We start from the raw sequence: 16085 nt of genomic DNA, 5'->3' as shown, positions 1-16085 counted from the left end.
GGCCAGCAGGATCGGCAGCGAAAGCGCGAAGATCAGCATCACGCCGCCGTCGCGATTACCGGCCGCGTCCCTCAACCAACGGATCATTCCACGCACTCCTTATGGAGACGAGGTAGCGCCGAAACGTTCTGCGATTCCGTGAAGACAAAGGTCGATTTTTCGAGGATTTCCCGAAAGACGAACAAATCGTTAGCGTAACCGGATATTTGCCATGGCTTGGCGATGTCACCGGAGCGATGTCATCAGCGCGGCAACATCGCCTCCAGCACCGCGACCGGCGGAAAGCGGCGACCGAAACGACGGAGCGTTCGCGTCTGACCATATCCGGTTGATCACGTCGTGATGCGGACATGGGCTTCGCTCAGGCGCCACCCGGGCTCGGTGATACGGGTCCCGCTTGATTCGAGTGGAAACCGTCTCAGGCCGCATCCGGGGGACGGGCCAGCGCCATGCGCGACCGGCTTTCCTCGGCCCGTTCGGCCGGATCGAGGGAGCCGTCGGTCGCATCGATCGTCGCCAGCAGGGCCGCCACGCAGCGCGGGTCGAAGTGCCGGCCGGCCTGCTCCGACAGGAAGGCGAGGGCCTCCTCGCGCGGCCAGGCCGCCTTGTAGGGCCGTGCCGAGGTGAGGGCGTCGAACACGTCGGCGACGGCGACGATCCGGCCGCTGAGGGGGATGGCCTCGCCGCGCAGGCCCCAGGGGTAGCCGGTGCCGTCCCAGCGCTCGTGGTGGGTGCCGGCGATCTCGGCGGCGATCTGGACCATGCGCGAGGAACTGCCCTCGAGGATGCGCCGGCCGCGGTCGGCGTGGAGCTCCATCTCCGCCCTCTCCACCGGCGTCAGCGGCCCCGGCTTGAGCAGGATCGCATCGGGGACGCTGATCTTGCCGACGTCGTGCATGGTGGAGGCGAGGCTGAGCTGACGGGCCTGCGCCTCGTCGAAGCCGAGCCCCCGGGCGATGAGGGCGACGTAGCTCGCCACCCGCGCGACGTGGTTGCCGGTTTCGGTGTCGCGGTGCTCGGCGGCCTTCATGAGCATCGTCACGATCTCGCGCTCGCGCGCCTCGATGGTGGCGGTAGCGGCGCGGACCTCGCGGTCGAGCCAGGCGGCCCGGTCGACCTGTTCCAGTCGCGCCCGGTTCAGTTCGAGCAGGTTGGCGACGCGGGCGCGGACCTCGAAGGCCTCGAAGGGCTTGGCCAGGAAGTCGGTGGCCCCGGCCTCCAGCGCCTCGCGGCGCAGGGCGCGCTGGTCCATGCTCGTCACCATGACGATGGGCACATGCGCGAACCCCGGCACCTGCCGCACGGCCTTGACGAAGCCGACGCCGTTCATCCCCGGCATGTCGTAGTCGGTGATCGCGATGCCGATCTCGGCCCCGTGCGCCTCGACGAAGGCCAGGGCCGCGAACGGGTCCGTAAAATCCCTCGGGACGCAATCGGGTATCGACCGGATGGCCTCGGCCATCAGGACGTTGTTCAGGACGGCGTCGTCGAGGATGAGCGCGATCATCGGCACAGGGGCTCCCTGACGTCGGGCGTCGGCCCCGGTGGGCGTCCCGGCCAGGGGACACCCGAGGCGGGCGGGTCCTCCGTCGTGCCACGGAAAGGTTGATGGCCGGTTGATGACCGGCCGCGAATACCCGCGCGGAGGGAAGCCGACGTCCCGTGCCCTCAGGAGGCCGGGCAGGGGCCGCCGCCGGGCAGGACCACTTCGGGGGCCTGGCTGTGGTAGCGCAGGCCCACGCGGACCGGCCAGTAGATCTGCCGCGAGAAGACGATGTTGCTCAGGACCTGCCCGAACAGGGCGGTGAAGGTCGAGCCGGCGATGGGCCGATAGGGCATGCGGGTCTCGACCAGGAGCATGCGCGCGCCGCCGACCCGCTGGTCCGCGGGCAGGGCGACCGCCGGCGTGTCTCCCACCGGCCGGGCCGTCGCATTGGCACCGGCGACGCTCGAACACACCCGCATGACCCCCGATGGGACAGTGCCGAGGACGCCCACCGCGCTGACGACGATGGTGATGCCGGAATCGTCCAGGGGCTGCACGACCACCTTCGAGGCCGCGAACATGCCGTCGATCTCCGCCCGGCTGGCCACGGCGACGCTCCCGGCGAAGTCGCCCACGGTCTGGGTGAAGAGGTCGAGCTTGCGCAAGGTGCCCATCATGTTCGAGACCTCGATCGTCCCGATGTAGGTCATGAGCAGGACCGGCAGGATCAGCGCGAATTCGAGGATGGCGAGGCCGTCCTCGTCGCCTGCGAAACGCCGCCGCAGGCCCCGGCCGGGACCGGTGCGACGCCGGAGCCATCCCGCCAGGGCGGCGCGCAGGATCGCGCGGCTCAGCATCCGGTGAGCCCGGTGGACCGGCGCCCGAGGGTGACGACCATGGTCGACTGGATCAGCCGGCTGCCGTCCGAGAAGGTGGCGAGGCCCGCGATGGCGTTGTGGACGCTCTGCTGGGCGAGGGCGGCGCGCACCACCACGATCCGGCTGTCCTCGGTGCAGCCGTGGGCGGTGCCGAACCCGGTCCGCCAGGTCTTGGTAGCCGGATCGACGGGACTGGGTGCGGTGACGGCCGAGAAGTCCGCGTAATAGCTGAGATCGACCTTGAGGCGGTCGCAGTTGATGAGCCCGCTCGCGCGCTCGCAGATGCCGGTGCGAACCGTGTCCACCATCGAGGCGGCACTGGCGCCGGTGTCGGTGTAGAACGTCCTGGCCGTCGCCTGGACGCCGTTGTCGAGCACCGCCCCGGTCCAATAGACGAGGCCGACTTCGAGGACGAGGAGCAGGAGCGTCAGCAGCGGGAAGACGACGAAGGCGAATTCGATAGCGGTGGCGCCGCCCGCGTCGCCGGCGAACCGCGACACGACCCGGCCGTGCTCGCCCCACGACGGCCCCTCGAGCGGCGTGGTCGCCGTGAGCGTTACGACCTCGCTCACCTCCGTCGATTCCTCCCGGCAACACCGCCTTGGCGATAGGCTACGACAGGGAATCTTCGCATTGTCTTACGAAGAGGCCGGACGTGGCCGAAACGACGCCGGCCGATGGCCGGAATCTCCACAGCGGCGCCCCGGCTTCGTCGTCGGAGACGTGTTGGGTGGGTGCGCAAGGGTTCGTACCGTGGGCCCCCCGGCGGGGCTCGGGAGGCATCGGGTTGGTTTGGCGGGCACGTTCGCGACTCTTCCCGGGTGATGGAGAAGCGGTCCGAAGGGATCGCTTCGCGCCTGCCGAAGGAGCCGCGGGGCAAGGAGCGCGTCGACGATCGGCGCGGGTTCGGTGGGATCGTCCGCGTCTCGACGTCGGGCGGGCGTTGGGCCGATGCCCGGCGTGACACACCACGCATGCCCGGCGGCGGGCAAACAGGGATGCAGCTTTTTGCTTGGAGCTTTTTGCTTGGACAGGGCGGACGCGGGATCCGCGACAGTCGGTGGCCGGTCGCGGATCCCGAGCCCAAATAGATAAAATTCTCCATCAAGGTCGATTGTGCATCCGTAAACCCAAAATAGGGGGACATATTATCTTCGATGATTTATTAGGTCCCTATTTAAGTCTGACTAAGACGGAAATTGTATTATCTGATTGAGGCTATATCACCGTAGCGAATCTATGATAGAACTACAAAACCGCAAATAATACAAATCATTCCAAGGTTTTCCTATGTCTTCAGTGGGTATCGCGGCTCCGCCGTCCGGAAATGCTGTCGTCAACGGCTTGCTGATGGGGCAAGCCTGGTCTGGGTCCGAGGTCACGATCGGTTTCAAGTTCGGCGACATCAACGCGAACGGGATCGACGATTTCGACGAGGGTGACTGGAAACCCTTCCACCGTGAGGTGGTGGCCAACGTCGAAACCTTCACCGCCCTCACGTTCCGCGAGACGGACGAGCCGGCCAACATCATGTTCAGGCTGGACCTGGGCGGCGGCGGCGAGTCCGGCACGCCATCCGCGGGCACGACCTCCGTCGGAACCGCCGTGGGGATCAAGGTGGACGTGGCCGGGTCAGCGCAAGCCGTTCGGCTCGGAACATTTTCCCTGACCTGGTTCCATGAGTTCGGCCACGCCCTCGGCCTGAAGCATTCCCATGACGAGGACGGCGGCACCTTTGGGAAACTGCCCGGCATCCAGGAACCCGGCGACCAGGGCACGACCTTCCTGAACTCCCAACTGAATACGGTGATGAGCTATACGTGGTCGTTCCTGGCGGAGGACAACCCGTTCACCGCCGCCTTCGATCCCGGCACGTCGGTCAACGCGCAGCCCGGCTCCTTCAGCGCCATCGACATCGCCGCCCTCCAGCACCTCTATGGAGCGCGCGCGCGCAACGCCGGCAACGACACCTATCGCTTCAGCGACGATGTCGACGTCAACCGCGGCTACACGACGATCTGGGACACCGGCGGCTCCGACACGATCGAGTACGCCGGCACCAGCCGGGCCAAGATCGACCTGCGCGCCGCCACCCTCGAGAACGAGATCGGCGGCGGCGGCTGGATCTCCACCTCCGAGCCGTTGCGGGGCGGCTATGCGATCGCGCATGGCGTCACGATCGAGAACGCCACGGGCAACAGGGCCGACGACATCCTGATCGGCAACGCCGCCGCCAACACGCTCACGGGTCTTGGCGGCATGGACGTGCTCCGAGGCAACGCCGGCGACGACCGGCTCGATGGCGGAGCGGGCGACGATACGCTCGACGGGGGAGCGGGCAGGGACAGCGCCGTCTACCACGGCGCCTTCGAGACCTACGCGGTCCGCTTCGAAGGCGATGTCGCCGTCGTCACGGGGGAAGGCGTCGACACGCTCCAGAACGTCGAGCAGGCGATCTTCGCCGACGGGGTCTACGATTTCGGCCGGCACGCCTTCGCACCGACCGTGGCGCCGGCGCCGGTCACCACCCTGACGGGGACCGCCGGGGCCGACAGGCTGACCGCCACCAGCGGTGCGGCCTGGACCCTCGACGGTCGCGGGGGCGCCGACATCCTCATCGGCAGCACCGGCACCGATCGCCTCGACGGCGGGGCCGGCGCGGACAGGATGATCGGCGGCAAGGGCGACGACACCTACGTCGTCGACAACATCGGCGACGTGGTGGTGGAAGCCGGCAACGGCGGGCACGATTCCGTCGAATCCTCGATCAGCTACGCGCTGGGCGCGTGGGTCCAGGATCTCACCCTGACGGGCTCCGCCGCCCTGACCGGGACCGGCAACGGGCTCGACAACACCCTCGTCGGCAACATCGCCGCGAATGTGCTGAACGGCGGCGCCGGTAACGATCACCTCGACGGCGGGGTCGGCGCGGACAGGATGATCGGCGGCAAGGGCGACGACACCTACGTCGTCGACAACACCGGCGACGTGGTGGTGGAAGCCGGCAACGGCGGGCACGATTCCGTCGAATCCTCGGTCAGCTACGCGCTGGGCGCGTGGGTCCAGGATCTCACCCTGAAGGGCTCCGCCGCCCTGACCGGAACCGGCAACGGGCTCGACAACACCCTCGTCGGCAACGATGCGGCGAACGTGCTGAACGGCGGCGCCGGTAACGACTGGCTGGCTGGACTCGGCGGCCGCGACCAACTCACCGGCGGCAGCGGCAACGACACCTTCGTCTTCTTGAAGGGCGACACGGGATCGATCAGGAGCCAGGCGGATACGATCCTGGATTTCCAGAACGGCGACGTGATCGACCTGCGCGATTTCGGCTCCGGAGATTCGAACGTCCTGCACTTCGTCGGCACCGCGGCGTTCAGCGGCAGTGCGGGTGAAATCCGGGTCACGCAATCCGATCGCGCGGCGCTGATCGAGGGCGATCGGGATGGCGATGCCCGGGCTGACTTCGCCATCAACCTGGTCGGCCTCCAGAACCTCACTGCCAGCGACGTCCTGCTTTGAGACAGGACCTCACCGGGAGTCATACAAAATCCGGTCGACCGCGTCGTGATGCTAATGTCGGCTTCGCGCAGGCGCCGCGCAGGCTCGGTGATACGGCCGCTTTGGCACGACCTTCGAAACCGCCGGCGCCCGAACCCCGCCATCATGGACGCGGGCGATCACCATCCTTGACCGCACGTATCATCCGGCGACGACGTTACGCTATCGCTCGATCGCTGGTTCTGAAGAAGGAAACCGGGGAGATCGGAGACATTGGCTGTGTCTTATGCCCATTCCCTCGAAGGCGCCCCGACCACCGCGTGGGAACCTCTCCCGGTCCACGCGCGGGAAGTCGGTGAAGCCGCCGCCGGAAAGGCCTCGAAATTCCAGGCCGCTGCGCTCGGCCTCGTCGCCGGCCTGCTGCATGATTTCGGGAAGTACAAACCCGCCTTCCAGGCCTATCTCCACGACCCGAAAGTGACCGACAAGGGGCATTCGAGCGCCGGCGCGCTGTATGCCAAACACCGGCTCGGGCGCCTCGGGCTGCTTCTCGCGCACGTCATCGCGGGGCACCACGCCGGCCTCCAGGACGGGCTCCTCGCCCGCGACGGCCGGCTCGATGCCAGCGAGGCGGACCTTGCGCTGGCCCTGGCGGGTCACGCGGCCGTCCGGGACGGGTTCGTGCTGCCCGGCACGCCCGAGCCGCCCACCGGCCTGCGGCCGGAGGACGGACGCGGCGCGGGTCCGCTCAGCGGGTTTCAATGGGCCTTCCTGACGCGGATGCTGTTCTCCTGTCTGGTCGATGCGGATCGCCTCTGCACGGAGCGCTTCTACCAGGGCGTCGTCGCGCGCGGGCCGGGCGCCTCCATCGCCGATCTTCGGTCAGCCCTGGATCGGACCCTCCGGGCGGCGGCCCGTGCCCGGGAGGAGACCGGCGCGGCCGAGCGGCCGGTCAACCGGCGCCGTGCCGAGATCCTGGCCCATGCCACGTCCCGCGCCGCGGGGCCGAAGGGCGTGTTCACGCTCACCGTCCCCACCGGCGGCGGCAAGACGCTGACCTCGCTCGCCTTCGCGCTGGCCCATGCGGCGGCGCACGGGCTCGACCGGGTGATCGTTGTCATCCCCTTCACCTCGGTCATCGAGCAGACCGCCGAGGTCTATCGCGGCGCGCTCCGAGACCATGCCGGCGAGGTTCTGGAGCACCACAGCGCCTTCGACGAGGACAAGCTGCGGGGCGAGGCGCGCCAGGGACTGGAGAAGCTGCGCCTCGACATGGAGAACTGGGATGCCCGCATCGTCGTGACGACGGCGGTGCAGTTCTTCGAGAGCCTGTTCTCGAACAGGCCGTCGCAGTGCCGCAAGCTGCACGCCATCGCGGGCAGCGTGGTCGTCCTCGACGAGGCCCAGACCATGCCGCTGCACCTGCTGCGGCCCTGCGTCGCCGCGCTCAAGGAACTGGCGCTCAACTATGGCGCCTCGGTGGTGCTGTGCACGGCGACCCAGCCGGCGGTGCTGGAGCGGGACGGAGAGCGCTCCTTCCAGGGCGGGTTTCGCGACACCGTGGAACTGGCGCCGGACGTGCCCGACCTCTTCGCGGCGTTCCGCCGGGTCACCGTGCACAGGATCGGCGAGCAGGACGACGCGGCCCTGGCCGACCGCTTCGCGCAGGCGCCGCAGGGCCTGTGCATCGTCAACACCCGCCAACATGCCCGCGACCTCTACGCGGCGATCGACGGCCTGGCGGGGAAGCGCCACCTCTCGACGCTGATGCATGCCGAACACCGCAGCCGGGTGCTGGCCGGGATCAAGGCCGATCTCGGCGCCGGCCGTCCGTGTCGGGTGGTCTCGACCTCGCTGATCGAGGCCGGCGTCGATGTCGACTTCCCGCTGGTCATGCGGGCGCCGGCGGGACTCGACCAGATCGCGCAGAGTGCGGGGCGGCTCAACCGGGAGGGCCGCCGGGACGCCGCCGACAGCCCGCTGCTCCTGTTCGAGGCCGCGGGGAGAACGTCCCCGAAGGACCTCCTGACCAACATCGAGACGGCCGAGGAAATCATGCGGCTGCAGGGCGCGCGATGCCTCGAGCCGGCGGCGATCGAGGCGTATTTCGCGGCCCTCTACTGGAAGCGCGGCGGCGACCGCCAGGGTGGTCCCGACGATCTCGACCGGTTCGACATCCTCAAGACCTGCGCCGCCTCCGCCAAGGGCTTCGACTTTCCCTTCGCGACCATCGCCGAGAGGATGCGCTTCATCGACAGCGTGATGCGTCCCATCATCGTGGCGGACGACGAGGCGAGCCGTCACTGGCTCGGCGAACTGAAGAACCCCTACGGCCGGGAGCGGCTAGGGCTCATCGCGCGCAAGCTCCAGCGCTACACCGTCGGCGTGCCGGCGCGTGTCCGGGCGGACCTGCTGCGCGAGGGGCACGTCGCCCCGGTGCGGGAGAAGGACTTCGGCGACCAGTTCATGGAACTGGTCACCGGCGGTCTGTACAAGCCGGAGACGGGCCTCGACTGGTCGAACCCGCTCTTCATGGCGGCGGCGGACACGATCATCGCCTGACCGCCGCGTGCGCCGCGCCTTTTGGATGCGGCGGCGCCCCGAGACAGCCTCGGGCGAGACGGGCGTTGACAGCCGAGCTTGGCCGACGCAACCTGAAGTCGAGTCGGCCGATGCGACGGGGCCGGCGACGACGACCGAGAATCGTCGGGCTGTAGGGGGAAACGGGTTCGATGTCGCAAGGCATTCGCCTGCATGTCTGGGGTCCGCGCGCCCTGTTCTCGCGTCCGGAAATGAAGGTCGAGCGTGTCTCCTACGACGTGATCACCCCATCCGCGGCGCGCGGCATCGTCGAGGCGATCCATTGGAAGCCGGCCATCGTCTGGCGCATCGTGCGGTTGCGTGTGCTCAAGCCGATCCGCTTCGAATCCCTGCGCCGCAACGAGGTCGGGGCCGTCGCTTCTGCCGGCAAGGCCGCCTCCGCCATGCGGGCGGGATCGACGGAAGGGCTCGCGCTCTACGTCGAGGAGGAGCGCCAGCAGCGCGCCGCCACCCTGCTGCGCGACGTCGCCTACGTGATCGAGGCGCGGCTCGACCTCTCGCCCAAGGGCCATGCCACCCCGGAGGAGACGGTCGGCAAGCACCTCGACATGTTCCGGCGCCGGGCGCGCAAGGGCCAGTGTTTCTCCCGGCCCTGCCTCGGAACCCGGGAGTTCGCCGCGGACTTCGAACTTCTGGAGGGCGACACGCCGGAGCCCGACCCGAGCCTGCTGGGCGAGCGAGACCTGGGTTGGATGGTTCTCGACCATCATTATCCCGGCCTGGAGGCGCGCTTCTTCCGCGCGCGGATGCGGGACGGCGTCATCGACGTCCCCGCCCTCGACGGGGCCGAGGTCGCGCGATGACGCTGCTCGCAGCGCTCGCCGCCCGCTACGACCGGATGGCGGCGGAGGGCCACGCCCCGATCCCCGGCTTCGCGCCGGCCAAGATCCACTACACGGTTGTGCTGTCGGACGCCGGGGAGGTCAGGGCCGTCCAGGCCGAGCCGCGCGACGCCAAGGGGCGGATCGTCAGGGAGGTCATGGCGCCCCAGGCGCCCAAGCGCACGGCCGGCGTCGCCAGCGGGACGTTCTGGGACAAGACCTCCTACGCCCTGGGCTGCACGGCCGTCGATCCCGGGGAAGCGCCAGAGCGTCAGGCGCGGAACGCCGCCCGCTGTGCCCAGGAACACGCCGCCTTCAAGCTGCGGCACGAGGCGCTTCTGGCCGATCCCGATCTCGACGATGCCGGTTGCCGGGCCCTGCTCGCCTTCCTCGGCCGCTGGGATCCGGCGGATTACGACGCCCTCGACCACGCGCCCGAGATGCTCGACCAGAACGTCGCGTTCCGGCTGGAGGGCGAGACCCGGTTCCTGCACGACCGTCCGGCCGTTCGCGCCGCCCTCGCCGGGGAGGCCGCGGCCCGGGCCGGCGGCGCGGCCGGGCTCTGCCTCGTCACGGGCGCGGTGGCGCCGATCGCCCGGCTGCATCCCTCGATCAAGGGCGTGCCGGGCGCACAATCCTCTGGCGCCGCGCTGGTCTCCTTCAACCTCGACGCCTTCAATTCCTTCGGCAGGAGCCAGGGCTTCAACGCGCCCGTCTCCGAGGCTGCGGCGGAGGCCTATGGGTCCGCCCTCAACGCCCTCGTCTCCGAGCAGATCGGCAAGGACAAAAAGGGCAATCCGGTCTGGGCGAACCGGATCAGGCTCGGCGAGGACACGGTGGTGTTCTGGGCCGACACGGCGGAGGCCGAAGCGATCGTGCGGGGCCTGCTGGACCCACCGGTCGACGACGCGACCGAGACCCAGGCCATCCGCGACGTGCTGCGGCGGATCGAGCGCGGCGAACGGATCGGCGACGCGACGTTTCTCGTCGAGCCGGAGACCAAGGTCTACCTCCTGGGCCTGAGCCCGAACGCGGCGCGCCTGTCCGTGCGGTTCTGGCGCGAGGGCACGCTGGGCGACCTCGCGCAGCGGTTCCAGGAGCACTGGGCCGACATGCGGATCGAGCCGGCGCCGCGTGAGCGCCTGGTTCCGGTCTGGGCGCTGCTCTACGAGCTCGCCCCCTTGCGCAAGATCGACAAGGGCCTGGTGCACCTCGCCGGCGAGATGATGCGCGCGATCGTCACCGGCTCGCCCTATCCCGGTGCGCTGCTGGCCCAGGCGCTGATGCGGATGCGGGCGGAGCATGACGCCTCGGGCCTGCGCGTCGCCCTGATCAAGGCGGTGCTGAACCGCCGCGAACGTAAGGCGTGGGAGGCGGCGCACCGCGCCGATCCCACGCTCCCGGATTGGAAGGACCGCTGGATGTCGCTCAACCGTGACGAACCGAACGAAGGCTATCGGCTCGGCCGGCTCTTCGCCGTGCTCGAGGCCGCGCAATACACCGGCCTCGGCCGGCGGGTGAATGCCGGCGTGAAGGACAAGTTCTTCGGCTCGGCCTCGGCGACGCCGCGCCACGTCTTTCCCTCGCTCCTGCGCGGCGTGCAGGACCACCTCTCGGCCGCGCGCAAGCGCAACCGCCAGGGGCGCGCCAACCGGCTGGAGGCGGAGATGCGCGAGATCCTCGCGGGCTTTCCCAGCCCCGGCATCTTCTCCGCCACGCTGAGGCCCGAGGACCAGGGCGCCTTCGTGGTCGGCTACTACCACCAGGACGCGGACCTGCGCATTCCCCGCGTCAAGGACGAGATCATCGAGACCGCCGAGACCGCCTCCGACACGGACGAACAGGATTGATCCCGATGGCCCCGATCCAGCACCGCTACGACTTCGTCTATCTGTTCGACGTGAAGAACGGCAATCCGAACGGCGACCCGGACGCCGGCAACCTGCCGCGGCTCGACCCCGAGACCGGGCGCGGCCTCGTCACCGACGTCGCCCTGAAGCGCAAGATCCGCAACTACGTCGCCATGGCCAAGGGCGAGACGCCGGGCTTCGACATCTACATGCAGGAACGCGCGGTCCTGAACCGGGCGCACATGCGCGCCTACACGGCCCTCGACCTCAAATCTGAGTCGAAGAAGTTGCCCAAGGAGGAGGAGAAGGCCCGCGGCCTCACGAAGTGGATGTGCGACAACTTCTTCGACATCCGCACCTTCGGCGCGGTGATGTCCACCGAGGTCAACGCCGGCCAGGTGCGGGGGCCCGTGCAATTCACCTTCGCGCTGTCCGAGGCGCCGATCGTGCCGCTGGAGGTGACGATCACCCGCTCCTCCGTCACCAACGAGAAGGACGCACTGGTGAACGACCGGACCATGGGCCGCAAGCACATCGTGCCCTACGGCCTCTACCGCGCCCACGGCTTCGTCTCCGGCCGCCTCGCCAACGATCCGAAGAAGGGCACCGGCTTCTCGGAGGAGGACCTTTCCCTGCTGTGGGAGGCGCTGACCAACATGTTCGACCACGACCGGGCGGCGGCCCGCGGCGAGATGTCGGCCCGCGGCCTCGTCGTGTTCGAGCACGAGAGCGACCTCGGCAACGCACCCGCCCACAAGCTGCTCGACCGGGTGCGCGTCGCCCGCGCGTCCGGCGGCGAAGGGCCGCCGCGGGCGTTTTCGGATTATGCCGTGAGCGTGGACGAGGCGGAGCTACCGGCGGGGATCACCGTGCATCGGTTGATCTGATGTCGGCGGCAGCTAGCGTTTACCGACATCGAGCGTCGGATATCGTTTCCACAAAACTGAAGGGTGAGCCCGCTCCCTCTCTCAGTTTCTGTGGCATCCAGTCTTTTGTTTCGATCCACGCCCCCATGAGGGGGCGACAGGAGCGGGCTCCTCGCAGGCATACGCGAGTCCTTCTCGTATCGCGACAGCTTCGAGTGTTCAGATAGCATATCTTCGTTCAAAAGACTGAATGCCACTCGGGCGTTGACGGTCTCTTAGAATCGTGGGAGCTTCTGCGTCGAACGATGCGGAGGATTTGAGATGTCGCCATTTACGATGTTGCGGGGCTGGATGTGGCTTATCCTGATGACGAAGCCGCTGCGGCTGAGACCCGAAGTAGCATTACGTCCCACTCTTCAGGCAGCGTAGTCGATCACCAGGCTCTCGGCTCCGACACGTCCCGTGCCGAAGACGCCCTCATCCCGCTCTCGGCGCTCCAGCATCATCTCTTCTGCCCGCGCCAGAACGCGCTGATCCACATCGAGGGGCTGTGGGCGGAGGATGCGGCCACGGCCGAGGGAAAGATCCTGCACGAGCGGGTGGATGGCGGCGGGGGCGAAAGCCGGCCGGGCGTGCGCGTCGCCCGCGGCATCGCCCTGCGCTCGCTGGCACTCGGCGTCGCCGGCAAGGCGGATGCCGTCGAGTTCCGCGGGCGGCCGCCGCAGCCGTTCCCCGTCGAGTACAAGCGCGGCAAGCCCAAATCGCACCGGGCCGACGAGGTGCAGCTCTGCGCGCAAGGCATCTGCCTGGAAGAGGCGTTCGGCACCACGATCCCCGAGGGGGCGCTGTTCTACGGCGTCACCCGCCGCCGGCAGGCGGTGGTCTTCGACGCGACGCTGCGGGCGCTGACCGCCCGCGTCGCGGCGGAGGCCCGCGCCATGATCGCGTCCGGCCGCACGCCGCTGCCGGTGAAGACGCCCGCCTGCCGCCGCTGCTCGCTCCAGGACCTGTGCCGGCCCGACCGCCTGGAGAAACCTCCCCGCATCGCCCGCTGGCTCGCGCACCAGATCGAGGATCGCCCGATCGACCCGTGAGGAGCCGCCATGCGACGGATGCGCAACACCATCTATGTCACCAGCGAGGATGCGTGGCTGCGCAAGGACGGCGCGAATCTCGTCGTCGAGGTCGCCGGGGCCGAGCGCGGCCGGGCGCCGCTGCACATGCTGGAAGGCCTCGTCAGCTTCGGACGCGCCGGCGCCTCGCCGGCCCTGCTCGCCGCCTGCGCGGAGGCCGGCATCACCGTCTCCCACCTCGATCCGAACGGTCGCTTCCTCGCCCGCGTCGAGGGCCAGCGCAGCGGCAACGTCCTGCTCCGCCGGGTCCAGTACCGGGTGGCCGACGACGGGCCGCGGACCGTGCCCATCGTCCGCGGCATCGTGGCGGCCAAGGCGGCCAACCAGCGCACGGTGATCCGCCGGGCGTTGCGCGACCACGGCGCCACCCTGGGCACCGAGCGCGTGGCGAGCCTCGCGGCGGCGGAGCGGCGACTCACCGACATCGCCCGCCGCACCCTCGCGACCGAAACCGTGGACGGGCTGCGCGGCGTCGAGGGCGAGGCCGCCGCGGTCTACTTCGCCGTGTTCACGATGCTGATCCGGGTCGAGGACCCCGCCTTCCGGTTCGCCGTCCGCTCGCGCCGGCCGCCGCTGGACCGGATGAACGCGCTGCTGTCCTTCCTCTATGCCATGCTCGGGCACGATTGCCGGTCCGCCCTCGAAGCGCATGGCCTCGATCCGCAGGTCGGCTTCCTGCACGCCGACCGGCCGGGTCGCGCCAGCCTGGCCCTCGACCTCATGGAGGAGCTGCGCCCCGTCCTCGCCGACCGCCTGGCGCTGAGCCTGGTCAACCGCCGCCAGCTGGCCGCCGACGACTTCGTGATGGAGGAGGCCGGCGGCGTGCGCCTCACCGACGACGCGCGCAAGCGCGTGCTGGTGGCCTGGCAGGAGCGCAAGCGCGAGGAGATCCGCCACCCCTTCCTCGACGAAACCATCCCCTTCGGCCTCGTCGCCCACGCCCAGGCCCAGATGCTGGCCCGGCATCTGCGCGGAGACCTCGACGGCTATCCCGCCTTCGTCTGGAAGTGAACGCGCCGTGTTGATGCTGGCGGCCTACGACGTGAACACCGAGACCCCGGCCGGGCGCCGCCGCCTGCGCCGGGTCGCCCGCGCCTGTCTCGATTTCGGTCAGCGAGTGCAGAATTCGGTGTTCGAGTGCGAGGTCGAGCCGGCGCAATGGACCGCCTTGCGCGCCCGGCTCATCGGCGAGATCGATCCCCAGCGCGACTCCCTGCGCTTCTACCGCCTCGGCGCCGAGGGCCGCCGCCGGATCGAGCATGTCGGCGCCAAGCCCACCCTCGACCTCGACGGCCCGCTGCTGTTCTGAGCGCACGGTGGCCCGCGCGAACCGCAAGCCCCCATCCGCCCGCCCGACGGTTCGCGCCAGCCACAAAGCCCTTGCCGCCAACGCACTAGCGCCGCCCGGCGCATCGCCGCACCCGACCTGTCGAGCCCCGGCCCGCCGGTTCGCGCACCCCTCCCGATTTCCGACATCCTGCCAGGATGTTACAATGGCGCCGTCGCTCCCTCACGGGGACGTGGATCGAAACAACCGCTTCGGCTGGCGGATGCTCTCCGACGACGTCGCTCCCTCACGGGGACGTGGATCGAAACAGGGTCGCGTACTCGGTGAAGGCATCGCTGGCTTGTCGCTCCCTCACGGGGACGTGGATCGAAACCCTGCTGATCACCAAGGGCCTCTGGGCGACCACCGGTCGCTCCCTCACGGGGACGTGGATCGAAACCCAGACCGAAGCCGCCACCAAGGCGCACGGAACCGTCGCTCCCTCACGGGGACGTGGATCGAAACTCCCGAGCGCGCAACGCGCCGCAGACGCCCGTCGTCGCTCCCTCACGGGGACGTGGATCGAAACCCCGCACTTGGACGTCGCCGACAGACTGGCGGCAAGTCGCTCCCTCACGGGGACGTGGATCGAAACCGGCCGTCGAGCAGGGCGCGCACCATCGGCGCCGAGGTCGCTCCCTCACGGGGACGTGGATCGAAACCTCGACCGCCTGGCCAGCTTCGTCACCGGGCTCGGGTCGCTCCCTCACGGGGACGTGGATCGAAACCTCGGGACGCCGCACGACGAGGACTCGGTCTACGTCGCTCCCTCACGGGGGCGTGGATCGAAACTTCACCCCGTCAAGATTTCCATCGCCGGTTGCGGTGTCGCTCCCTCACGGGGGCGTGGATCGAAACAGCGTCGTCAAAGGCCCCGGCCTCGAAGCCGGCCGGTCGCTCCCTCACGGGGGCGTGGATCGAAACCTGTGATCGGCTGTCGACGGGTTGAGCCCGATGGTCGCTCCCTCACGGGGGCGTGGATCGAAACATCGTCAGACCCTCATCGGCATCAGCACGATCGGTCGCTCCCTCACGGGGGCGTGGATCGAAACCCGTCGCGCCGGGCGACGAGGAACAGGCGCTTGCGGGTCGCTCCCTCACGGGGGCGTGGATCGAAACAGTTCGAGGATGACCGGCAGGTTCCGTTTGCGGCGTCGCTCCCTCACGGGGGCGTGGATCGAAACCACTATGGGCTCGGGGTCAACGGCAAGTCGAAACGTCGCTCCCTCGCGGGGGCGTGGATCGAAACGACCGGGTCGCCGGGGCCGGCTGCACCGCGTGGATGCCGCTCCCTCGCAGGGAGCGTGAAGCAAGACACGTGGCAGAGGTCAGCACCGAACGACGCGAGACGACATCGCGGGGTCATGACGAATGAAGACTGGGTCCAGCGACGCACGGGCCGGAGGGATCGGCTCCAAGGGACCGAATCTGCTGGGCCGACAAACGCGATCCACGAAGGCCAGGAGCCTGATCGGCTCGCAGGCAAACTGCCCATGCATTGAAGTTGTTTGGTGGGTGCACAAGGGTTCGAACCTTGGACCCGCTGATTAAGAGTCAGCTGCTCTACCAACTGAGCTATGCACCCATTGCCTTGCGGCAACCGGGGGGACCACCAAGCCGCC

11 protein-coding genes, 1 tRNA gene, 1 pseudogene and 1 CRISPR repeat array are annotated in these 16085 nt (G+C 69.0%); of the genes and pseudogenes, 9 read left to right on the top strand and 4 right to left on the bottom strand.

Features of this window, described 5'->3' with window-relative positions:
- Positions 1-418: 418 nt before the first annotated feature.
- From ASG59_RS06420 to ASG59_RS06410, 3 genes are all read right to left on the bottom strand, one after another.
- Entirely contained in the window at positions 419-1507 is a 1089-nt protein-coding gene (locus ASG59_RS06420; protein ID WP_056407592.1) for an HD domain-containing phosphohydrolase, read from the bottom strand.
- A gap of 161 nt (positions 1508-1668) precedes the next feature.
- Positions 1669-2343 carry a TadE/TadG family type IV pilus assembly protein gene (locus ASG59_RS06415; RefSeq protein WP_055881455.1) on the bottom strand — a complete coding sequence of 225 codons (675 nt, stop codon included), beginning with the start codon at positions 2341-2343 and terminating at the stop codon, positions 1669-1671.
- The gene (locus tag ASG59_RS06410; RefSeq protein WP_056281919.1) at positions 2337-2936 is read right to left on the bottom strand and encodes a TadE/TadG family type IV pilus assembly protein; all 600 of its coding nucleotides are present in this window, start codon (positions 2934-2936) and stop codon (positions 2337-2339) included. Before ASG59_RS06410 ends, ASG59_RS06415 begins: the two co-directional genes overlap by 7 nt.
- A 252-nt stretch (positions 2937-3188) precedes the next feature.
- Here ASG59_RS06410 and ASG59_RS21205 point away from each other — a divergent pair.
- The 9 genes and pseudogenes from ASG59_RS21205 to cas2 all read left to right on the top strand — a co-directional run.
- Positions 3189-3320 (top strand): annotated as a pseudogene (locus ASG59_RS21205) (IS5/IS1182 family transposase); the annotation flags it as partial.
- 394 nt (positions 3321-3714) lie between these two features.
- Positions 3715-5886, top strand: a complete 2172-nt coding sequence (locus ASG59_RS06405; RefSeq protein ID WP_056407590.1) for a M10 family metallopeptidase C-terminal domain-containing protein — start codon at positions 3715-3717, stop codon at positions 5884-5886.
- A gap of 258 nt (positions 5887-6144) precedes the next feature.
- Positions 6145-8427: a CRISPR-associated endonuclease Cas3'' gene (locus tag ASG59_RS06400; RefSeq protein WP_056407588.1), complete on the top strand. Its 2283-nt coding sequence runs from the start codon at positions 6145-6147 to the stop codon at positions 8425-8427.
- 170 nt (positions 8428-8597) lie between these two features.
- Positions 8598-9269, top strand: a complete 672-nt coding sequence (gene cas5c, locus ASG59_RS06395) for a type I-C CRISPR-associated protein Cas5c (RefSeq protein ID WP_056407586.1) — start codon at positions 8598-8600, stop codon at positions 9267-9269.
- Positions 9266-11137, top strand: a complete 1872-nt coding sequence (cas8c, locus tag ASG59_RS06390; RefSeq protein ID WP_056407584.1) for a type I-C CRISPR-associated protein Cas8c/Csd1 — start codon at positions 9266-9268, stop codon at positions 11135-11137. Before cas5c ends, cas8c begins: the two co-directional genes overlap by 4 nt.
- Before the next feature lie 5 nt (positions 11138-11142).
- On the top strand, positions 11143-12024 hold the full coding sequence (gene cas7c, locus ASG59_RS06385; protein ID WP_056407582.1) for a type I-C CRISPR-associated protein Cas7/Csd2: 882 nt from the start codon (positions 11143-11145) through the stop codon (positions 12022-12024).
- 332 nt (positions 12025-12356) lie between these two features.
- Positions 12357-13097 carry a CRISPR-associated protein Cas4 gene (gene cas4, locus ASG59_RS06380; protein WP_244475650.1) on the top strand — a complete coding sequence of 247 codons (741 nt, stop codon included), beginning with the start codon at positions 12357-12359 and terminating at the stop codon, positions 13095-13097.
- 18 nt (positions 13098-13115) lie between these two features.
- A complete protein-coding gene (gene cas1c / locus ASG59_RS06375) occupies positions 13116-14147 on the top strand; it encodes a type I-C CRISPR-associated endonuclease Cas1c (RefSeq protein ID WP_347379672.1) in 1032 nt (343 codons plus the stop codon).
- Positions 14148-14154: 7 nt separating this feature from the next.
- Positions 14155-14445, top strand: a complete 291-nt coding sequence (gene cas2 / locus ASG59_RS06370) for a CRISPR-associated endonuclease Cas2 (protein ID WP_056407577.1) — start codon at positions 14155-14157, stop codon at positions 14443-14445.
- 192 nt (positions 14446-14637) lie between these two features.
- Positions 14638-15778: direct repeats of the CRISPR family, unit length 31 nt; unit sequence GTCGCTCCCTCACGGGGACGTGGATCGAAAC.
- Positions 15779-15972: 194 nt separating this feature from the next.
- Here the strand turns inward: cas2 and ASG59_RS06365 are convergent.
- Positions 15973-16048: transfer RNA gene (locus ASG59_RS06365), tRNA-Lys, on the bottom strand.
- Positions 16049-16085: the final 37 nt, after the last annotated feature.

This window comes from Methylobacterium sp. Leaf466, assembly GCF_001425565.1.
GTDB lineage: Bacteria > Pseudomonadota > Alphaproteobacteria > Rhizobiales > Beijerinckiaceae > Methylobacterium.
The sequence above is the reverse complement of the archived record's forward strand: the minus strand, read 5'-3'. Positions and strand labels throughout refer to the sequence as shown.

What these genes read in the sequence shown, in the direction of transcription:
- ASG59_RS06420 (WP_056407592.1), bottom strand. Translation starts at nt 1,507, where the DNA reads ATGATCGCGCTCATCCTCGACGACGCCGTCCTGAACAACGTCCTGATG.
- ASG59_RS06415 (WP_055881455.1), bottom strand. Translation starts at nt 2,343, where the DNA reads ATGCTGAGCCGCGCGATCCTGCGCGCCGCCCTGGCGGGATGGCTCCGG.
- ASG59_RS06405 (WP_056407590.1), top strand. Translation starts at nt 3,715, where the DNA reads ATGGGGCAAGCCTGGTCTGGGTCCGAGGTCACGATCGGTTTCAAGTTC.
- cas5c (WP_056407586.1), top strand. Translation starts at nt 8,598, where the DNA reads ATGTCGCAAGGCATTCGCCTGCATGTCTGGGGTCCGCGCGCCCTGTTC.
- cas8c (WP_056407584.1), top strand. Translation starts at nt 9,266, where the DNA reads ATGACGCTGCTCGCAGCGCTCGCCGCCCGCTACGACCGGATGGCGGCG.
- cas7c (WP_056407582.1), top strand. Translation starts at nt 11,143, where the DNA reads ATGGCCCCGATCCAGCACCGCTACGACTTCGTCTATCTGTTCGACGTG.
- cas1c (WP_347379672.1), top strand. Translation starts at nt 13,116, where the DNA reads ATGCGCAACACCATCTATGTCACCAGCGAGGATGCGTGGCTGCGCAAG.